10 protein-coding genes are annotated in these 14,453 nt (G+C 39.6%); 7 read left to right on the top strand and 3 right to left on the bottom strand.

Features of this window, described 5'->3' with window-relative positions; genetic code table 11:
• Nucleotides 1-92 precede the first annotated feature (92 nt).
• Entirely contained in the window at nt 93-2,081 is a 1,989-nt protein-coding gene (locus R8N23_RS12195) for an FG-GAP-like repeat-containing protein (protein ID WP_318171880.1), read from the bottom strand.
• Between the two features lie 273 nt (nt 2,082-2,354).
• Here R8N23_RS12195 and R8N23_RS12200 point away from each other — a divergent pair, with 273 nt between their 5' ends.
• Nucleotides 2,355-3,956 (top strand): 7TM diverse intracellular signaling domain-containing protein, encoded by a 1,602-nt coding sequence (locus R8N23_RS12200; protein ID WP_318171881.1) that lies wholly within the window; start codon nt 2,355-2,357, stop codon nt 3,954-3,956.
• Nucleotides 3,957-4,267: 311 nt separating this feature from the next.
• Here the strand turns inward: R8N23_RS12200 and R8N23_RS12205 are convergent, their stop codons facing one another.
• Nucleotides 4,268-5,023, bottom strand: a complete 756-nt coding sequence (locus R8N23_RS12205; protein ID WP_318171882.1) for a TIGR01458 family HAD-type hydrolase — start codon at nt 5,021-5,023, stop codon at nt 4,268-4,270.
• A gap of 149 nt (nt 5,024-5,172) precedes the next feature.
• On the opposite strand from R8N23_RS12205, the gene R8N23_RS12210 reads away from it, so the two are divergent.
• The 5 genes from R8N23_RS12210 (at nt 5,173) to mltB (ending at nt 11,274) form a co-directional block, all read left to right on the top strand.
• Complete coding sequence (locus R8N23_RS12210) at nt 5,173-7,581, top strand: TonB-dependent receptor (protein ID WP_318171883.1); 2,409 nt, start codon at nt 5,173-5,175, stop codon at nt 7,579-7,581.
• Nucleotides 7,582-7,611: 30 nt separating this feature from the next.
• The gene (locus tag R8N23_RS12215; RefSeq protein WP_318171884.1) at nt 7,612-8,481 is read left to right on the top strand and encodes a DUF4249 domain-containing protein; all 870 of its coding nucleotides are present in this window, start codon (nt 7,612-7,614) and stop codon (nt 8,479-8,481) included.
• Between the two features lie 61 nt (nt 8,482-8,542).
• Nucleotides 8,543-8,989, top strand: coding sequence for a hypothetical protein (locus R8N23_RS12220; RefSeq protein WP_318171885.1), 447 nt, complete (start codon nt 8,543-8,545; stop codon nt 8,987-8,989).
• 46 nt (nt 8,990-9,035) lie between these two features.
• The gene (locus tag R8N23_RS12225) at nt 9,036-10,160 is read left to right on the top strand and encodes a helix-turn-helix domain-containing protein (protein WP_318171886.1); all 1,125 of its coding nucleotides are present in this window, start codon (nt 9,036-9,038) and stop codon (nt 10,158-10,160) included.
• Between the two features lie 103 nt (nt 10,161-10,263).
• Complete coding sequence (gene mltB, locus R8N23_RS12230; RefSeq protein ID WP_318171887.1) at nt 10,264-11,274, top strand: lytic murein transglycosylase B; 1,011 nt, start codon at nt 10,264-10,266, stop codon at nt 11,272-11,274.
• A 20-nt stretch (nt 11,275-11,294) separates the two neighbouring features.
• Here mltB and R8N23_RS12235 read toward each other — a convergent pair whose 3' ends face one another.
• Nucleotides 11,295-12,995 carry a polysaccharide lyase 6 family protein gene (locus tag R8N23_RS12235; protein WP_318171888.1) on the bottom strand — a complete coding sequence of 567 codons (1,701 nt, stop codon included), beginning with the start codon at nt 12,993-12,995 and terminating at the stop codon, nt 11,295-11,297.
• A gap of 230 nt (nt 12,996-13,225) precedes the next feature.
• Here R8N23_RS12235 and R8N23_RS12240 point away from each other — a divergent pair, with 230 nt between their 5' ends.
• Nucleotides 13,226-14,257 carry a leishmanolysin-related zinc metalloendopeptidase gene (locus R8N23_RS12240; RefSeq protein WP_318171889.1) on the top strand — a complete coding sequence of 344 codons (1,032 nt, stop codon included), beginning with the start codon at nt 13,226-13,228 and terminating at the stop codon, nt 14,255-14,257.
• Nucleotides 14,258-14,453: the final 196 nt, after the last annotated feature.

The raw sequence follows: 14,453 nt of genomic DNA on the forward strand, positions 1-14,453 counted from the left end.
CAGTCCACATTAATTTTATGTGTTATAATTATCTTTTTTATCGAGTCTTTAAAGCAGAATTAATGTTTTTGGTTATCTGGTACAGACTGGACTTATTTAATCTTTAAAATTTTCTGTTTATACAAAGGCTTACCATTGGGATCACTTAAGTGAAGAACATATGTACCCGCATTTAGACCAGAAAGATCCAGTTGGTTATTTTGAGCTTTGATGTATAGCTGTTCTCCACTTAGGTTATAAAATTTTAACTGAAGGCCATCAGCTTCAGGAATGGTTAACACTTGGTGAACTGGATTGGGATAGGCCATCACTTTCTTTTGATGTGCATCAACGTCCAAAATCGATGTTGTAATAGTCAATTCACCATCAACAAGTATCAACTCATAGTTTTTTGACTGACCGCCAGAGATGTTAATAGTATATGTTCCTACAGGACTTTCTGCGGATGCTGTAGTACTCAATTCGGGTGCTTCTAGTAAATCGGTGACATCATCACCATTTACAAATCCACCATAGGAGATGCCAAGCTCAGGTATGGCATCTCCAAAAATGATGGACTCATTGTTTGCTGTTGCAGTTAAAATTGCCTTTTTCACTAAAAACATCCACTCCGCATAGCTCGGGTTATAAGTTTCGTTTCCGGCATGATAGGCACGTACAACTACTTCTCCTGTACCATGGATACTAATGGATTTGTTTTCTAAAGTGACCGGACCACTTATAACATTAAATTTCACTTCCTGTGCTGCGCTTGACTCAGCCGACAAGTCGAACTTAGCGTCTCCGTATGTTTTTTCTCCAATGGTTTCGAATAATATGGTATGAGCAGTTCGGATCTCATTGGTGTAAAGTTCCGTCAGATTATAATACCGATCTCCTACTTTCTGTACTCCTCCAACTAATACATCCAAATCGAAATCATCATCATAATCACCCCAAATTGCATATCCGAGCGTGCCTGGTAATGGCATGTGCATGTCACTGAAAACACCTTCTTCGTTTCGTAATACTTTAGTAATAAACGTGCCAGTATGCTGCTTGCCTGATACTAGCAAATCTGGATATCCGTCGGTATCGTAATCTTCCCAGTCCAAAAAACCCCAGGCACACTTAGTGTCTGGGGAGTTATTTCCAAAATCAAAGCCGATATCTGTAAATATGCCGTCGTTGTTATTAAAAACGGTAGTAAAATCTTCGTCCTGATAGTTGATCCCCATCATCGCTAGATCGAGATCGCCATCTACATCGTAATCTGCCCATTTCACGTGTCCACTAAATACCCCAGGAATGAATAGGTCTACCGCAGTAAAGGAACCTTCATTGTTGCTCAATACAACAGACTTCCATTGTAGAGGATCTTTATTGACCTCACCTGTTACGGACACAAACAGGTCGTTGTCCCCGTCATTGTCGTAGTCTCCCCAATCGATGGATGCACCAGTCCATTTTCGTACGAAAAGATTTGGCACATCAATAGAAGTGAAAGTGCCATCATCGTTGTTATATATATCTAGGATATCTGTGCCATCCGCAGCCACATCGGTAGGTGTCCCTACTACGGCAAGATCAAGATCGCCATCGCCATCATAGTCATTCCACTGCGCCCATCCAGCCACACCTGTTAGGTTGGCCTCTTGATTAACAAATACACCATTATCATTTCGATATACGTATGCAATATTGATATCCTGCTGGTCTGGGAATACACCGACAGATGTACTCCCGGTGATCACCAAATCCAAATCCAGATCCCCATCAAAGTCTCCCCACATAGCATTACCATAACCCGAAATACCTTGCAGTTCAGCTTCTATATCTTCTAGAGTGCCGTTGTTGTTTCTGTAGATTTTAGCAAACTTTCCGCCATGAGATCCCACTACTGCTAGGTCCAAATCTCCATCATTGTCAAAGTCCCCCCAATCCGCTTTAGTACCAGCCATATCTTGAATGACTGTAGAAGCCTCATCATTTTTAGTGAACTGTGCATAACTCCTATTTGAGTCAAAGCCTAAAAAAATAATAAGCCACGTGATGGCAATTACATAAAAATCTGGATTCGGAGGGTTTTGAAAAGATCTCATAGCTACTTCAATTGTTTTGATTGAAATCCAATAGTAGTTCAAAGGCTAAAAAAAACTAGCTATTGACCTACTACATAGCTACTACATGGAAAATTTTAAAATCACGACCGTGCACCAAGGGGTTAATCGTTATATATTCGCTTAGTTTCATGCCAACGTCATCACCTAATGAAAAAACATTTTTGTTTTTGCTTTCTCGCTCTGTGGCTGGCTAGCCACTTAGGTTATGCTTACGTTCAACCCATTCTCTTGACGGCATCTGATTTTTTATCCATGTCAAAACTACCGAAACATCAGGTGGGCCTATTGGTGGACACTACCGGCACGCTGAATGTAAATGAGGTAATCAACAATAACGGTTTTCTATACATCGATATGCCGACAACTTATTTACCTCATTACAATTATTGGTATCGCATAGATTTAACGAATACCAGCTCAGCTCCATTGTCCTTTCTTCTTTTCAGCAATGAATGGAAAATTGAATATTGGGAATTCACAGACGATGAATTAATCTATCATAAAAAAAAAGGTGTATGGATTTCCAAAGTCCACGATGACTTTTATTCGGGTCAAAACAATGAGACAAAGATTAGAGTAGCACTTAGATCAAATGAGACAAAACAGATTTACGTAAAAGTAGAAGGCAAAGTTTGGGACATGCCCTTTAAGGTAGCGGACAACTTTTTTATTCAGCGTGAAGATGTGTTTCGAGAGGTAGCTATCAACGACTTGTTAGCCATAGGCATTTTCGTCGGAATGGTGATTGTGTTACTGCTAACCAATTCATCTCTGGGGCTAATTTTCAAAGAAAAAAGCAACTTGTTCTACCTGTTTTTTGTGATATCACTGAGCCTATATCTCTGCGGCTATTTCAAATTTACCTGGTTTATTGCGCCTCAATTCAATTTTGATACAAGTATATTGTTTCCAGTCAACTGGATGCTATATGCGCTTTTTGCCAGCAATTATCTGGATTATCAATCAACAAACACAAAGTCTTGGTTGATCGCTAAATTATTTATTGGCTATGCAGCTTTTATTTCACTTGGGATGATGATTCTTTTTTCGTTCTCTATTGAATTATACTATCATTTTTTGCCTCGAACCAATACGTCAATAGCTCTCGTATCCATTCCTTTTATGTTTACAGTTCTGCTATCAAGTCAAAGGAACAAATATTTTGTTATAGCGGGTTTGATGTTTGGCATTCTAGGCGCAGTACTTACTAGTCTGTCGCTTCATTTCTCGTTCCTGACAGAATCCTATCACTATACCCTGGTAGGCTATGGGTTAGAATTAGGGTGTTTTCAATTGGGTTTAACTCGCAAAATGAATCAAAACAAAAAGAAAGCGGTGAAGGCCATTTTTGAACTTAGAGAAAGGGAAAAAGAGAAAGAACATCTGTTGGCCATTCAGGAATTGGAGAAGGAAAAATATGAGAGCGAAATGCAACTCAAGAACAACGAACTCTACAACCTGTCCATCATCACGGCCTCTAAGAAGGAAGTACTAGATAAAGTATATCATCATATGCAAACCCTTCCCAACCCAATAAGCAAAGAACTGCTATCTGAAATCAAATCTAAAATGCGACTGGAAGAAGATTGGAAAACGTTTAAGATTCGTTTTGAGAAAACCAATCCTAAATTTTTCAAAAAATTGCTCGAGCAAACTCCAGATCTTACCGAAAATGAATTAAGATTTGCCGCTCTACTTGTACTTAATCTGAGCACGGATCAAATATGCCAACTCTTACACCACTCCAAGCGAACTGTTCAAACTTCAAAGTATCGATTAAAAAAACGATTACAGCTAACTTCAGATATTGACCTTTCTAGGTATTTGCATACATTAAATCATTTCATCGATTAATACAAATAATGTCCTAAACTATTAATGGTCCGCTTTCAGTTTGTTCAACTATTAAAATTAACTTGGCTTAATTGGTCTTTTTATTTGTTGCTCCTGATGTGGCTGATGTCTTGATCACTAAGTACCATGGGTAGCCTTACTTAAAAATCGGACAGTTTAAAAATGAACATTTTTGTAAATGTAATCCTTGACTCTTTTTAGGACATCGTATTAGTAGAAAATCAGCTAAAACTTATTGCTGGACTAATTTGCAATAACAACACAGTGCTTTCTAGGTAACTTAGGATAAGGTTCTCAGAATCAAAATGAATTTACCATTTGAGCTCAGCAAAGCTGTTTATGGTTTTATCTGGCCTCACACTAGATTGGGAAACAAACTGCACATTGTACTTCCCTGTTTTAACCAAATAGGCCTTTATACCAACGTTTTGCGCACCGTAGATATCTCCATCGATATCATCACCGATCATCAGCACGGCTTCTTTAGGCAAACCAATACTTGTAAGCGCGGCATTGAAAAATGATTTACTGGGTTTGCCAATCACAGTAGCCATTTTACCAGTAGCATATTCCAAACCATCTATGAACATTCCAATGTCCAATTGCAGCGTCCCTTCGCTTTTCCAAAACTTTCCTTTATGCAAAGCGATCAATTCAGCCCCGTTCATTAAGTATTTAAAAATTCGATTCAATAATTCGTAACTCCATGTCGTACCGATGTCACCAATAACAACGGCCTCCGGTTTATTTTTATCAATTTCGAAAGATTCAAATTCAGATAAGATATTTTGATTAACAACCGGATAAATCCTGGAACATCCTTTATCCTTTAATAATATTTGCGCAGCCAAGGGTGCTGTAATAATTTCATCCTGCTGGATAATGAAACCCAAGCGCGTCAACATTTGATAAATCTCAACTTTCTGTTTTGTGGTAGTGTTAGTTAATAGCCGGATACTGTAATTATTCCTGATCGCATTTAGTCTATCCACTGCACCTTTTAAAGCATGCTCGTTTTCTATTAAAACACCGTCTACATCTATGAGTAGTCCTTTAATTGCCTTCATTAGATGCGTAAAGTACAAAAAATGATTCTCAACTTCTGAATAATCCTCTTTCGAATATTCTTAAAAAGATGTTCGCCTCGTGCGGATCGAACACACGCACTAGTATCTCCTCACACTTTTGCTTCATGATGTTTAAATCTTATATAATCATGAAACGAAACAATTATTTGTGGCTACTGATGTGGCTGATGTCTTGGTCCCTAAATACCATGGCGCAAGAACAAAAAGTCACGCTTAGTGGATATCTCAAAGATGGTGACAATGGAGAAGATCTCATTGGTGCGACGGTCTATGTAAAGGAAATGGAAACCGGGGCTGTCTCTAATGTCTATGGTTTCTTTTCAGTTTCCTTGCCAAAGGGTGATTATACCCTCTTGGTCAATTATCTCGGTTATGAGCCAATCAACAGAGTAATAAGTCTACAAAAAGACGAAATGCTCACCGTGGAAATGAAACCATCAGCAGAAAAGCTGGAGGAAGTAGAAATAATAGCTGAAAATCCGGCCGCCGAAGTACAGAATCTGGAAATGGGTACACAGAAGTTGGAGGTGCAGACGATGAAACAACTCCCTACCCTATTTGGAGAAGTAGATGTATTAAAATCCCTCCAGCTCTTACCTGGTGTTACCAGCAGTGGGGAAACTTCCAGCGGGTTTAATGTAAGAGGTGGTTCATCGGATCAGAATTTGATGCTACTGGATGAATCTACCATATACAACAGCTCTCATTTGTTCGGCTTTATTTCGGTTTTCAATCCCGATGCTATCAAAGACGTAAAGCTCTACAAAGGAGGTATTCCTGCCAGCTATGGTGGTCGCTTGTCTTCGGTACTAGATGTAAGACAACGAGATGGCAATGCAAAAAACTGGAGTACCAGTGGTGGTCTAGGGCTCATGTCCAGTAGATTGACGATTGAAGGACCATTGGTTCCGGAGAAGGGTTCTATCCTACTTTCAGGAAGGCGATCTTATGCAGATGTATTCCTACCCGCAGTGTCCAGCGATGCGCCAACTGTATATTTCTACGATTTCAACTTAAAAGCCAACTATAATCTCAATGAAAAGAACAGACTGTTTGTTTCAGGATATTTCGGACGGGACAAATTTAAAGTGGCTAGTGTGGTAGATAATTCCTGGGGTAACATGGCATTTACGGCCAGATGGAATCACCTCTTTGGTCCCAACCTCTTCTCCAACTTCACTGCGGTGTACAGCAACTATTATTACGGGTTAGAGTATTTGGGTAAAGGATCGGAATACAGTTGGGATTCTAATATCAACAATTTCAATCTCAAATCAGACTTCACCTGGTTTATCAATAGTGACCACACCCTTGACTATGGTGTCAATATCAATCAATATAAGTTCCAACCGGGAGAGATCAGGCCCATTTCCGGCTCCAGTGTCACACCTAGAGACCTGGATGAAAAACAAGCTTGGGAGCCAGCAGCATATGTGAGCTTAGAACAAAAACTATCTGATCGCTTTTCGCTGAAATATGGACTTCGATTCTCTTCCTATTTTAGAGTGGGCAGTGAAACCATTCTGCAATATGAAAACAATCAACCGGTGGTCTACAACCCCGAAAATCAAACCTATGAAAATGGTGTAGTCGTTGGTGAGACTGCATACAGCAGCGGAGAAGTTATCTCAAGCGATTATGGATTAGAACCTAGGCTATCAGCCAAGTATGCCTTGAATGACAGAAACTCCATCAAGGCAAGCTACAACCGAATGCGCCAATACATTCATTTGATTTCAAATACGAATTCACCCAATGCCCTGGATATTTGGACGCCTACTGGCCCCTATTTAGAACCCGAGATTGCCGACCAAGTCTCTCTTGGCTATTTCGGTGTGACACACAACCAGCAGTACGAATTTTCCATAGAGACTTTTTACAAAGACATGCAAAACCTCCCTGACTTTGTAGATGGTGCTGATTTGAAGTTTAACAACAATCTGGAGACTGAGTTGCTGACGGGAGAAGGTAGGTCTTATGGATTAGAAGTATTGATCAAAAAAAACGCCGGAAAATTTAACGGCTGGCTTTCTTATACCTGGTCACGTAGCGAGCGTGTAGTCAAGGGTTTGACGTCTTCAGACCCTGGTGTCAATAAAGGAGAATACTATCCTAGCCTATTTGACAAAACCCATGACCTGAACTTGGTTGGGATGTATGAGCTTTCTAGCAGAATTGTATTAGGCGCCAATTTCACGTTCAAAACAGGCATGCCGATCACCTACCCTGCCAGTCGATATGAGTATGGTGGACTAATCGCCGCTCAATACGAAGGAAGAAATCAAAACCGGATGCCAAATGTCCATCGCTTAGATCTTTCTGTTACCCTAAAACCAAAACCATCCAAGAGGAAATGGAAAGGCGAATGGGTTTTTAGCATTTACAATGTCTATAACCGAAAGAATGCTTACGACATCAACTTCGCTCAGTATAGCAATGAGAACTATGCGAACTTCTTGTCCCGTAAAAACGAGACAACTGCTACCAAAAGCTACATAGGCATGTTTCCAAACATCACTTACAACTTCAAATTTTAATCGGTAGATCAAGTAATAAACTATTGAATTATGAAAAATAATATAATAAGAATCATAATTGGAATGGCCTGTGGACTATTCCTCTCTTGTACAGAAGAAATCACTTTGGATATACCACTTGGTAAAGAGCGTCTCGTTATAGATGGAGGTATTGAGGTGAATAAAGAAACCAGTGAAACTATAGTAGAAGTAAAACTCTCAACAACCACGGCTTACTTTGACGACACAGCCAATCCAGCATTGACAGCAGATAGAGTGGCTATTTATGACGAAAGTGATCAGGAGTATCTCTTAACTGAGACTACAAAAGGCATTTATTCTAGTGATGATATCACAGCCCTAGTCGATGAGACCTACAGATTGGTGGTCAATTGGAATGGAGTCGCTTATGAAGCAGAATCTACGCTACAGGGCGTTCCCGCGCTTCAGGAAGTATATCAAATTTCACAAGAAGCTACTTTCTTCGATGATGCAGGAATCAAGCTAGCGCTTGACTTTCAGGATCCAGTTGATGAAGAGAACTATTATCATTTCGAACAATACCGCAATGATACGCTACTCCTCACTCCGTCGGGTGGCAATCAATTTCAGCTCGTAGTCAAAGACGAGTTCTTCAATGGTCAGTTCATCGAGGCCTATGTCCCTGGAGATGAATTTAGTTTTTTACCAGACGATATGGGGCGCATCAAAATGAGAAGTTTGGATCAAAAGGCTTTCGAATTTTACAAGCTCTTTTACGAAAAATCAGTGGATGAACCTTCTTTCATAGTTGGAGAAACACCTCCCGTAGCGATTAAGGGAAATGTGATCAACACTGCTGAGCCAGACAATTATGCTTTGGGTTATTTTTTAGCTACTCAGGTTTCTATCGGTGCGACAAAAATCACTTCTGCGGAATAGTTAAATCAGAAGAATAAGAGGCTGTAGATAATTACCTACGGTCTCTTTAAATCTCTCATTTATGAAAATAAAAAAATACTTGTATGATCTCCTCGACTTGCCAACTCATGAGCTGGAGGAGTTTGAGGTTGCCAAGGGTATCGGATATGAAGTATCTTATATTCAAAACACAAAGGTGGTTAAGGTTAAACTCATCGGTCAAATTGACACCAAGCTGCTAAAACACCTACTTAGGCAAATCTTTAGTTTTGGCAAAAACAATAAAATAGCCTGTACCCTGCTGGATTTGAACCATCCTTTCGAATTAACCGGAAGGCTCATGCCATTGAGAAATATTGGGCAACGAAAGTCTGCCATTCGATTAGTGGTAGTATTGCTGCCAGATTGGTCCGAAAAGAAAAATCATATTCGATTTTTGAATCTTATGGGATACCAAACCGTTCGTTTCTTCTTTAGCTTTGCTGGCGCAATTAACTGGATCACAGCCCAAAACAATGATGGTCATTAAGCTTTGTTTACAGAAGAACCAGAAGACGATTTTAATTTAGTTTAGCATGGATTTCGTTGTTATCATACTTAACCTGGCTGCAATCCAAGGCTTATTGGTGACTTTTTTTCTTTATCACAAACGAAAAAATCACAAGCCCAATTTGTTCATTGCAGGCCACACGTTAGTTACTTCAGTGGTACTTTTTTTATTCCAATTCAAGGATCAAGATGCTTTTCTTTCCAAGCAATTGATTCGTTATGCTACTTTTCTTCTGTTGTATGTTAGTGGTCCGCTGTTGTATTTGTACACGAGCTATTTGACCGCAGAGAGGAGAACCATGGACAGATCGATTTTCACACATTTTCTGGCCATTCCTTTGGGCATACTCATTGAGTTCGTATTTCCCAACACCGTATTGTATGCATTAGACTATGCAGATCAGCCCCCACCTATTGATGCGTTTGATCGATTGTATCTATTGGAAATTGTGCTGATTATTGTCACCATTGGATATATGCTTTTCAGCTTCAAAAAAGTATTGATGTTCGACCGTCGAGCGTTGGACCTTTTTTCAAATTTGGAATCTGCCAACTTAGATTGGCTCAGAAACTTATTGGCTATTTTCAGCGGATTACTCCTGGTTCATTTGATAGATACCAGCTTCGATTATTTTCAATTGGACCTTCAATGGTCAGAACATATCATGACCTTAGGGTTTCCCATACTTATCTATATCATTAGTTATAAGGCGCTTACTCAGCCTGAAATTTTTAAAGAGCTGAGACAAGTCGAAAAACCTGAGGCCAAATCGTATAGAAACTCAAGTCTAAAAGACAGTGTAGCTCAAGATCATATCCATCGACTACTTTCCTTCATGGAGGAAGATAAACCGTATTTGGACTCTAACTTGACCATTGAGGATTTGGCCAAGTCATTGAGTATATCCCGGCATCATCTAACAGAAGTGATCAACAAACATTTGAACAAGAATTTCTACGAGTTTGTAAATGGCTTTCGTTTAAAAGAAGTCAGGCACTTACTCATTGACCCATCAAAATCACATATCACTATTGTTGGTATAGCTTTTGAAGCTGGATTTAGCTCAAAAACCAGCTTTAATACGTTGTTTAGAAAGGAAACCGGATTAACACCTTCTGCCTATCGAAAAACGGTTAGTACAGGTTCATAAAATGTAATCTTTCGAGTAGTATTTCGTCATAAGACGTGTGCCTATTCAAAATGAATTTATCTTCGTTCCAAAATGAAATCAAGTATTTAGATTCCTAGTATTCATGACACTCTTTCATACGGTCAAATTCAATCAATTTCGTGTAATTGTTTTTATTCTTTTTACATGCTTTTCCTATTTCGTAAGTCATGCTCAGGTCGACCAAACTGCAGTGAATGATTTTATCCGAAATGTAGCCTACCAACAAAAAAAGCCCTTGAAAGATGTTGAATCCATCGTTAATCAGGCTGCTTTTCAATCGGACATCATAGACAAAATGAATCGGCCAGCTGAGAAAACCATGACATGGGAGCGCTACCGAAACATTTTCATGAAGCCAGAACGTATTGATGCAGGTATTGACTTTTGGACAAAAAATGAAATGGTGCTCAATGAGATAAGTGTCCAAACCGGTGTAAGTCTAGAAGCCATCATTGGGATTATTGGTGTAGAAACTTACTTCGGTGAGCGTATGGGTAATTATTTAGTGCTAGATGCTTTGTACACCCTGGCCTTTGGCTATCCTAGAAGATCCTCTTTCTTTAAGGCCGAACTGTCTAAGTTTCTTGAACTCTGTGCTAAAGAAGGGTTAGACCCCTTAGCTATCAAAGGTTCTTATGCAGGCGCTATGGGGTACGGACAATTCATGCCCAGCAGCTACCTGGCTTATGCCAAAAGTTATGATAGTGATACCGGAGCGGATTTGATGAATGAAGTCAATGATGGGATCGCCAGTGTGGCTAACTATCTAAAAGTTCACAGATGGGATCAAGGTGGCTTGATCGCCATTCAAGCTAACCAAAGTGAAAATGCAGAGGCATTATCAAAACAAAGCGTAAAGCCTTCTAAAACCATTTCCTATTATACTCAGAAAGGATACAAGCTCATGGAATCAATAGACCCTAATACACTTGCTTCTCTTCAAACCATGGAAATGGAAGATGGCAGTAAAGAATACTGGTTTACCTTCAAGAACTTCTATGTGATCACTCGCTACAATCACAGCCCACTCTATGCATTGGCAGTGTTTCAATTGGGAAAAGCAATCAAAGAAGCCAGAAAAGTAAAACAGTAATTCCGTAGCTTTTCTCTTGTCTACTTCCTTTCGGAAAATTGCACTTTGGCTTTGTAGCGAATACTACCCTCCTGAGTAATCAATGACACAACGTAAACCCCTTTAAGGGAAATGGGTAAACTAAATGTAGGACTTGAAACCCTGTCGTTGACTAGTTTCTTACCTTGTAGATCATGAATGATTACTTGTGCCGGTAAATCTTCTTCTTTTATTCCGCTAATCTCAAAACCCGTTCTGGTGAATTTCAGTTGAATGCTGGCATCAGTTTCGTATACAGACAAGATGGGTATACTTCCTCCTGTATCAGTCCAGTCATACCCTACATCGTCTTGAGTCAAAGGTTGATTTATTTTGGCAGTTGAAGCCAATTCATCACAACCAATGTCCGGAGAATCATCACGGAGCTGACCATCAATATCAAACTCTAAATAGCTGACAGTCAATGATTCAACATCAACTACTTCACTTTCACTTGAAGCTACCCATAACCCATCAATCAATTCCAACCCTGGGTCTTGATTGATAATTCCTTCGTCACTGACATCGGTAGATCCGGTAATGTAATTGGATTCGTAAGTCATATTAATGGGTGTGTCGGTATATGTAATAGACTTACTGCCAGTGGTGCTTATGGCAATATTATTGGCAATGGTGCAATCCAGTGGCGGCAATGTTCTCTCACTATCATTACCCTCACCTATGGCAAATGGTTCTTTACAAGACACAATCGTATTGTTAACCACCTCGGCATTTTTAACTTGAAAGTATCTGTTAAGTGGTGAATCCGGTACACCATTCATCATACTGATGGCAGCTCTGAGGCCATCGCCCTCCAAATCCTGAAAGTAATTGTTGTACACTTTATGTCGCTCGCCTATGATCCTAACACCTCCCGAGGACTTCCCTTCTCCACCAAAGAAAAAATTACCATATACCTCACAGTCGTCTCCATGACGAAGTGTCAACATGCCCTCATTATTTCGAAAGGTATTGTAGCGATAAATATTAAAACCTGACTTATTTGAGATGATTTCTATTTCACCATCGCAGGATTCAAATAAGTTGTATTCTACAATAGTCCTTGATTCTGTCAAGCTGTTGGTACTCGTCCCAATACGAATCGTTTCTCCTCCATTTCTTCCCAATTCAGGTATATTGGCAAAGTAATTATGATCTATTTGGTGATGGCTAGCCTCTCCGGTCAACCAAACCACAAGCAGTGCACCTTCATTGTTCTTTCCGTCGAAATGGCAATGATCGACTCTATTATTGTCTCCATAAATAGATACCCATTTGTAGGCAATATCATCTGAAGCTGGATTAAAATTTAAAATACGAGTATTGGTCAATCGGCAGTTTTTCGCTAGCTCATTGCTGCTTTTCTTAAATTGTATGATATCATCTCCTGATGAGCTTCCATTCTGAAAATCAAGATCACTGACCACCAAATGTTCTCCATATATGCGGAGTCTGGCAGCACCTGACAGAATCACCTCTCCTGGAGTTTGTGCTTTGAGTACTACAGGTTTGTCTGATGTACCACTGGTGAAAAAGTCGAGTTGGGCGTCTTCCCAAGTGCCATTTTTCAAGAAAATGGTATCGCCTGCCTGAGCATTTACTACCGCTGTGTTGAATTCGGTCACTGTACTCACCAGCACATTCTGGGCATGCGAATGACTCAGACTAAATGGGACAAGGAGTATTAGGAATAATTTATTCATTAGATGCTTATTTAAACATTAAACCTTAATTAAATCCTCCTACTTTAATTACCATGTAAATTATATGAAATTATCATTATAGCGGCTGAGAACAATCAAAAATATTAGTTATCAACTAGGTCTAGAAGCATCAACTACTAATTCCGTTATGTGTCATAATTATATTATATTGTGTATTATTTTTTTCCACCTTGCCGCACTGATGTGGCATTATTAAACCATTATACATTATGATAAAACCCATGATTAACCTTAAACTTATTAAGCAATCACTGACTCTGAGTAGTTTGTGTCTTGCTTTATCATTTACTTCTTGTGTGGATGACCTTGGCGACACTAATTCTGCTGCCGTTAGGCTTGAATCACCTTTTGAGCTTGTGCCTACAGGTGATGCTATGACAGAAATCAAAGGAACCATTGAAGATACAAATTCAGGAGCCAGAACAGCCGGAAATCGGGGGCGTTTTGATATTACTCTGAGATATCTTGTCCCACTCACCGATAGGCAATTAGAGGTATTCGAAGCTGCAGTAGCTCGATGGGAACGGATCATCATTAAGGATGTCCCTTCGGTAACTGGACCTATTCCTTCAGCTTTTCAAGGAGTGCCTCCAATAGAGTCTGTTGATGACATCGTAATTGAGGTAGTAATTGCCCCAATAGACGGTCCAGGTAATATTTTAGGCCAAGCAGGCCCACGTTATGTACGCACAGATGATTTTTTATCTCTTAGCGGAGTCATGTATTTTGATGTAGCTGATATGGATTATCTAGATGAGCTAGACTTATTCGAAGAAGTAATTGTTCATGAAATGGGCCATGTTCTAGGTGTTGGTACACTATGGAATGTTTCACAATATGGCTTCCCAAGAGATTTGAGAGAAGGCCCAGATACCAACCCATACTTTAATGGGCATATGGCCAATGTACACTGGAATGCTGAAGGTGGTACTGGTGAACTTCCCATTGAAAATATGGGAGGTCCTGGCACTAGATTGTCGCATTGGAGAGAATCGGTACTTGACAATGAGCTAATGACAGGTTATTTGAATCTAGGAGAGAATCCATTGAGTAGAATCACTGCCGGATCATTGCGTGACTTGGGCTATGGCACCGCTGTCAAAGGTGAAAGTTACGATTTGCCAAAAGGAACTGAAGGCGTTGACATCAATGAGCTAGCAGCTAGCCCTGAGGGTGAAGGATTGAACATAGCTACCATGGAAGTAATTCTCGAACCTATAGGTTACTTGGTTACCGAATAAGAAGACTTGAGACATTACCTTTACAAAAGAGGCCCGGTTGTTCATTCATCCGGGTCTTTTTTTGCCAATTTCATAAGAAAGGGACAGGTATATAATTAATCAGCAAATCAAGAACTAAGAAATGATAACTCAAGCCTTATTGTTGTTATAAATAGAATCATTTATTTTAAATTTGAATTTCTTGGAATATGTAATT

Origin of the sequence: Reichenbachiella sp. (genome assembly GCF_033344935.1) — a bacterium.
GTDB lineage: Bacteria > Bacteroidota > Bacteroidia > Cytophagales > Cyclobacteriaceae > Reichenbachiella.

What these genes read in the sequence shown, in the direction of transcription:
- R8N23_RS12235 (WP_318171888.1), bottom strand. Translation starts at nt 12,995, where the DNA reads ATGAATAAATTATTCCTAATACTCCTTGTCCCATTTAGTCTGAGTCAT.
- R8N23_RS12210 (WP_318171883.1), top strand. Translation starts at nt 5,173, where the DNA reads ATGAAACGAAACAATTATTTGTGGCTACTGATGTGGCTGATGTCTTGG.
- R8N23_RS12215 (WP_318171884.1), top strand. Translation starts at nt 7,612, where the DNA reads ATGAAAAATAATATAATAAGAATCATAATTGGAATGGCCTGTGGACTA.
- R8N23_RS12225 (WP_318171886.1), top strand. Translation starts at nt 9,036, where the DNA reads ATGGATTTCGTTGTTATCATACTTAACCTGGCTGCAATCCAAGGCTTA.
- R8N23_RS12220 (WP_318171885.1), top strand. Translation starts at nt 8,543, where the DNA reads ATGAAAATAAAAAAATACTTGTATGATCTCCTCGACTTGCCAACTCAT.
- R8N23_RS12205 (WP_318171882.1), bottom strand. Translation starts at nt 5,023, where the DNA reads ATGAAGGCAATTAAAGGACTACTCATAGATGTAGACGGTGTTTTAATA.
- R8N23_RS12195 (WP_318171880.1), bottom strand. Translation starts at nt 2,081, where the DNA reads ATGAGATCTTTTCAAAACCCTCCGAATCCAGATTTTTATGTAATTGCC.
- R8N23_RS12240 (WP_318171889.1), top strand. Translation starts at nt 13,226, where the DNA reads ATGATAAAACCCATGATTAACCTTAAACTTATTAAGCAATCACTGACT.
- R8N23_RS12200 (WP_318171881.1), top strand. Translation starts at nt 2,355, where the DNA reads ATGTCAAAACTACCGAAACATCAGGTGGGCCTATTGGTGGACACTACC.
- mltB (WP_318171887.1), top strand. Translation starts at nt 10,264, where the DNA reads ATGACACTCTTTCATACGGTCAAATTCAATCAATTTCGTGTAATTGTT.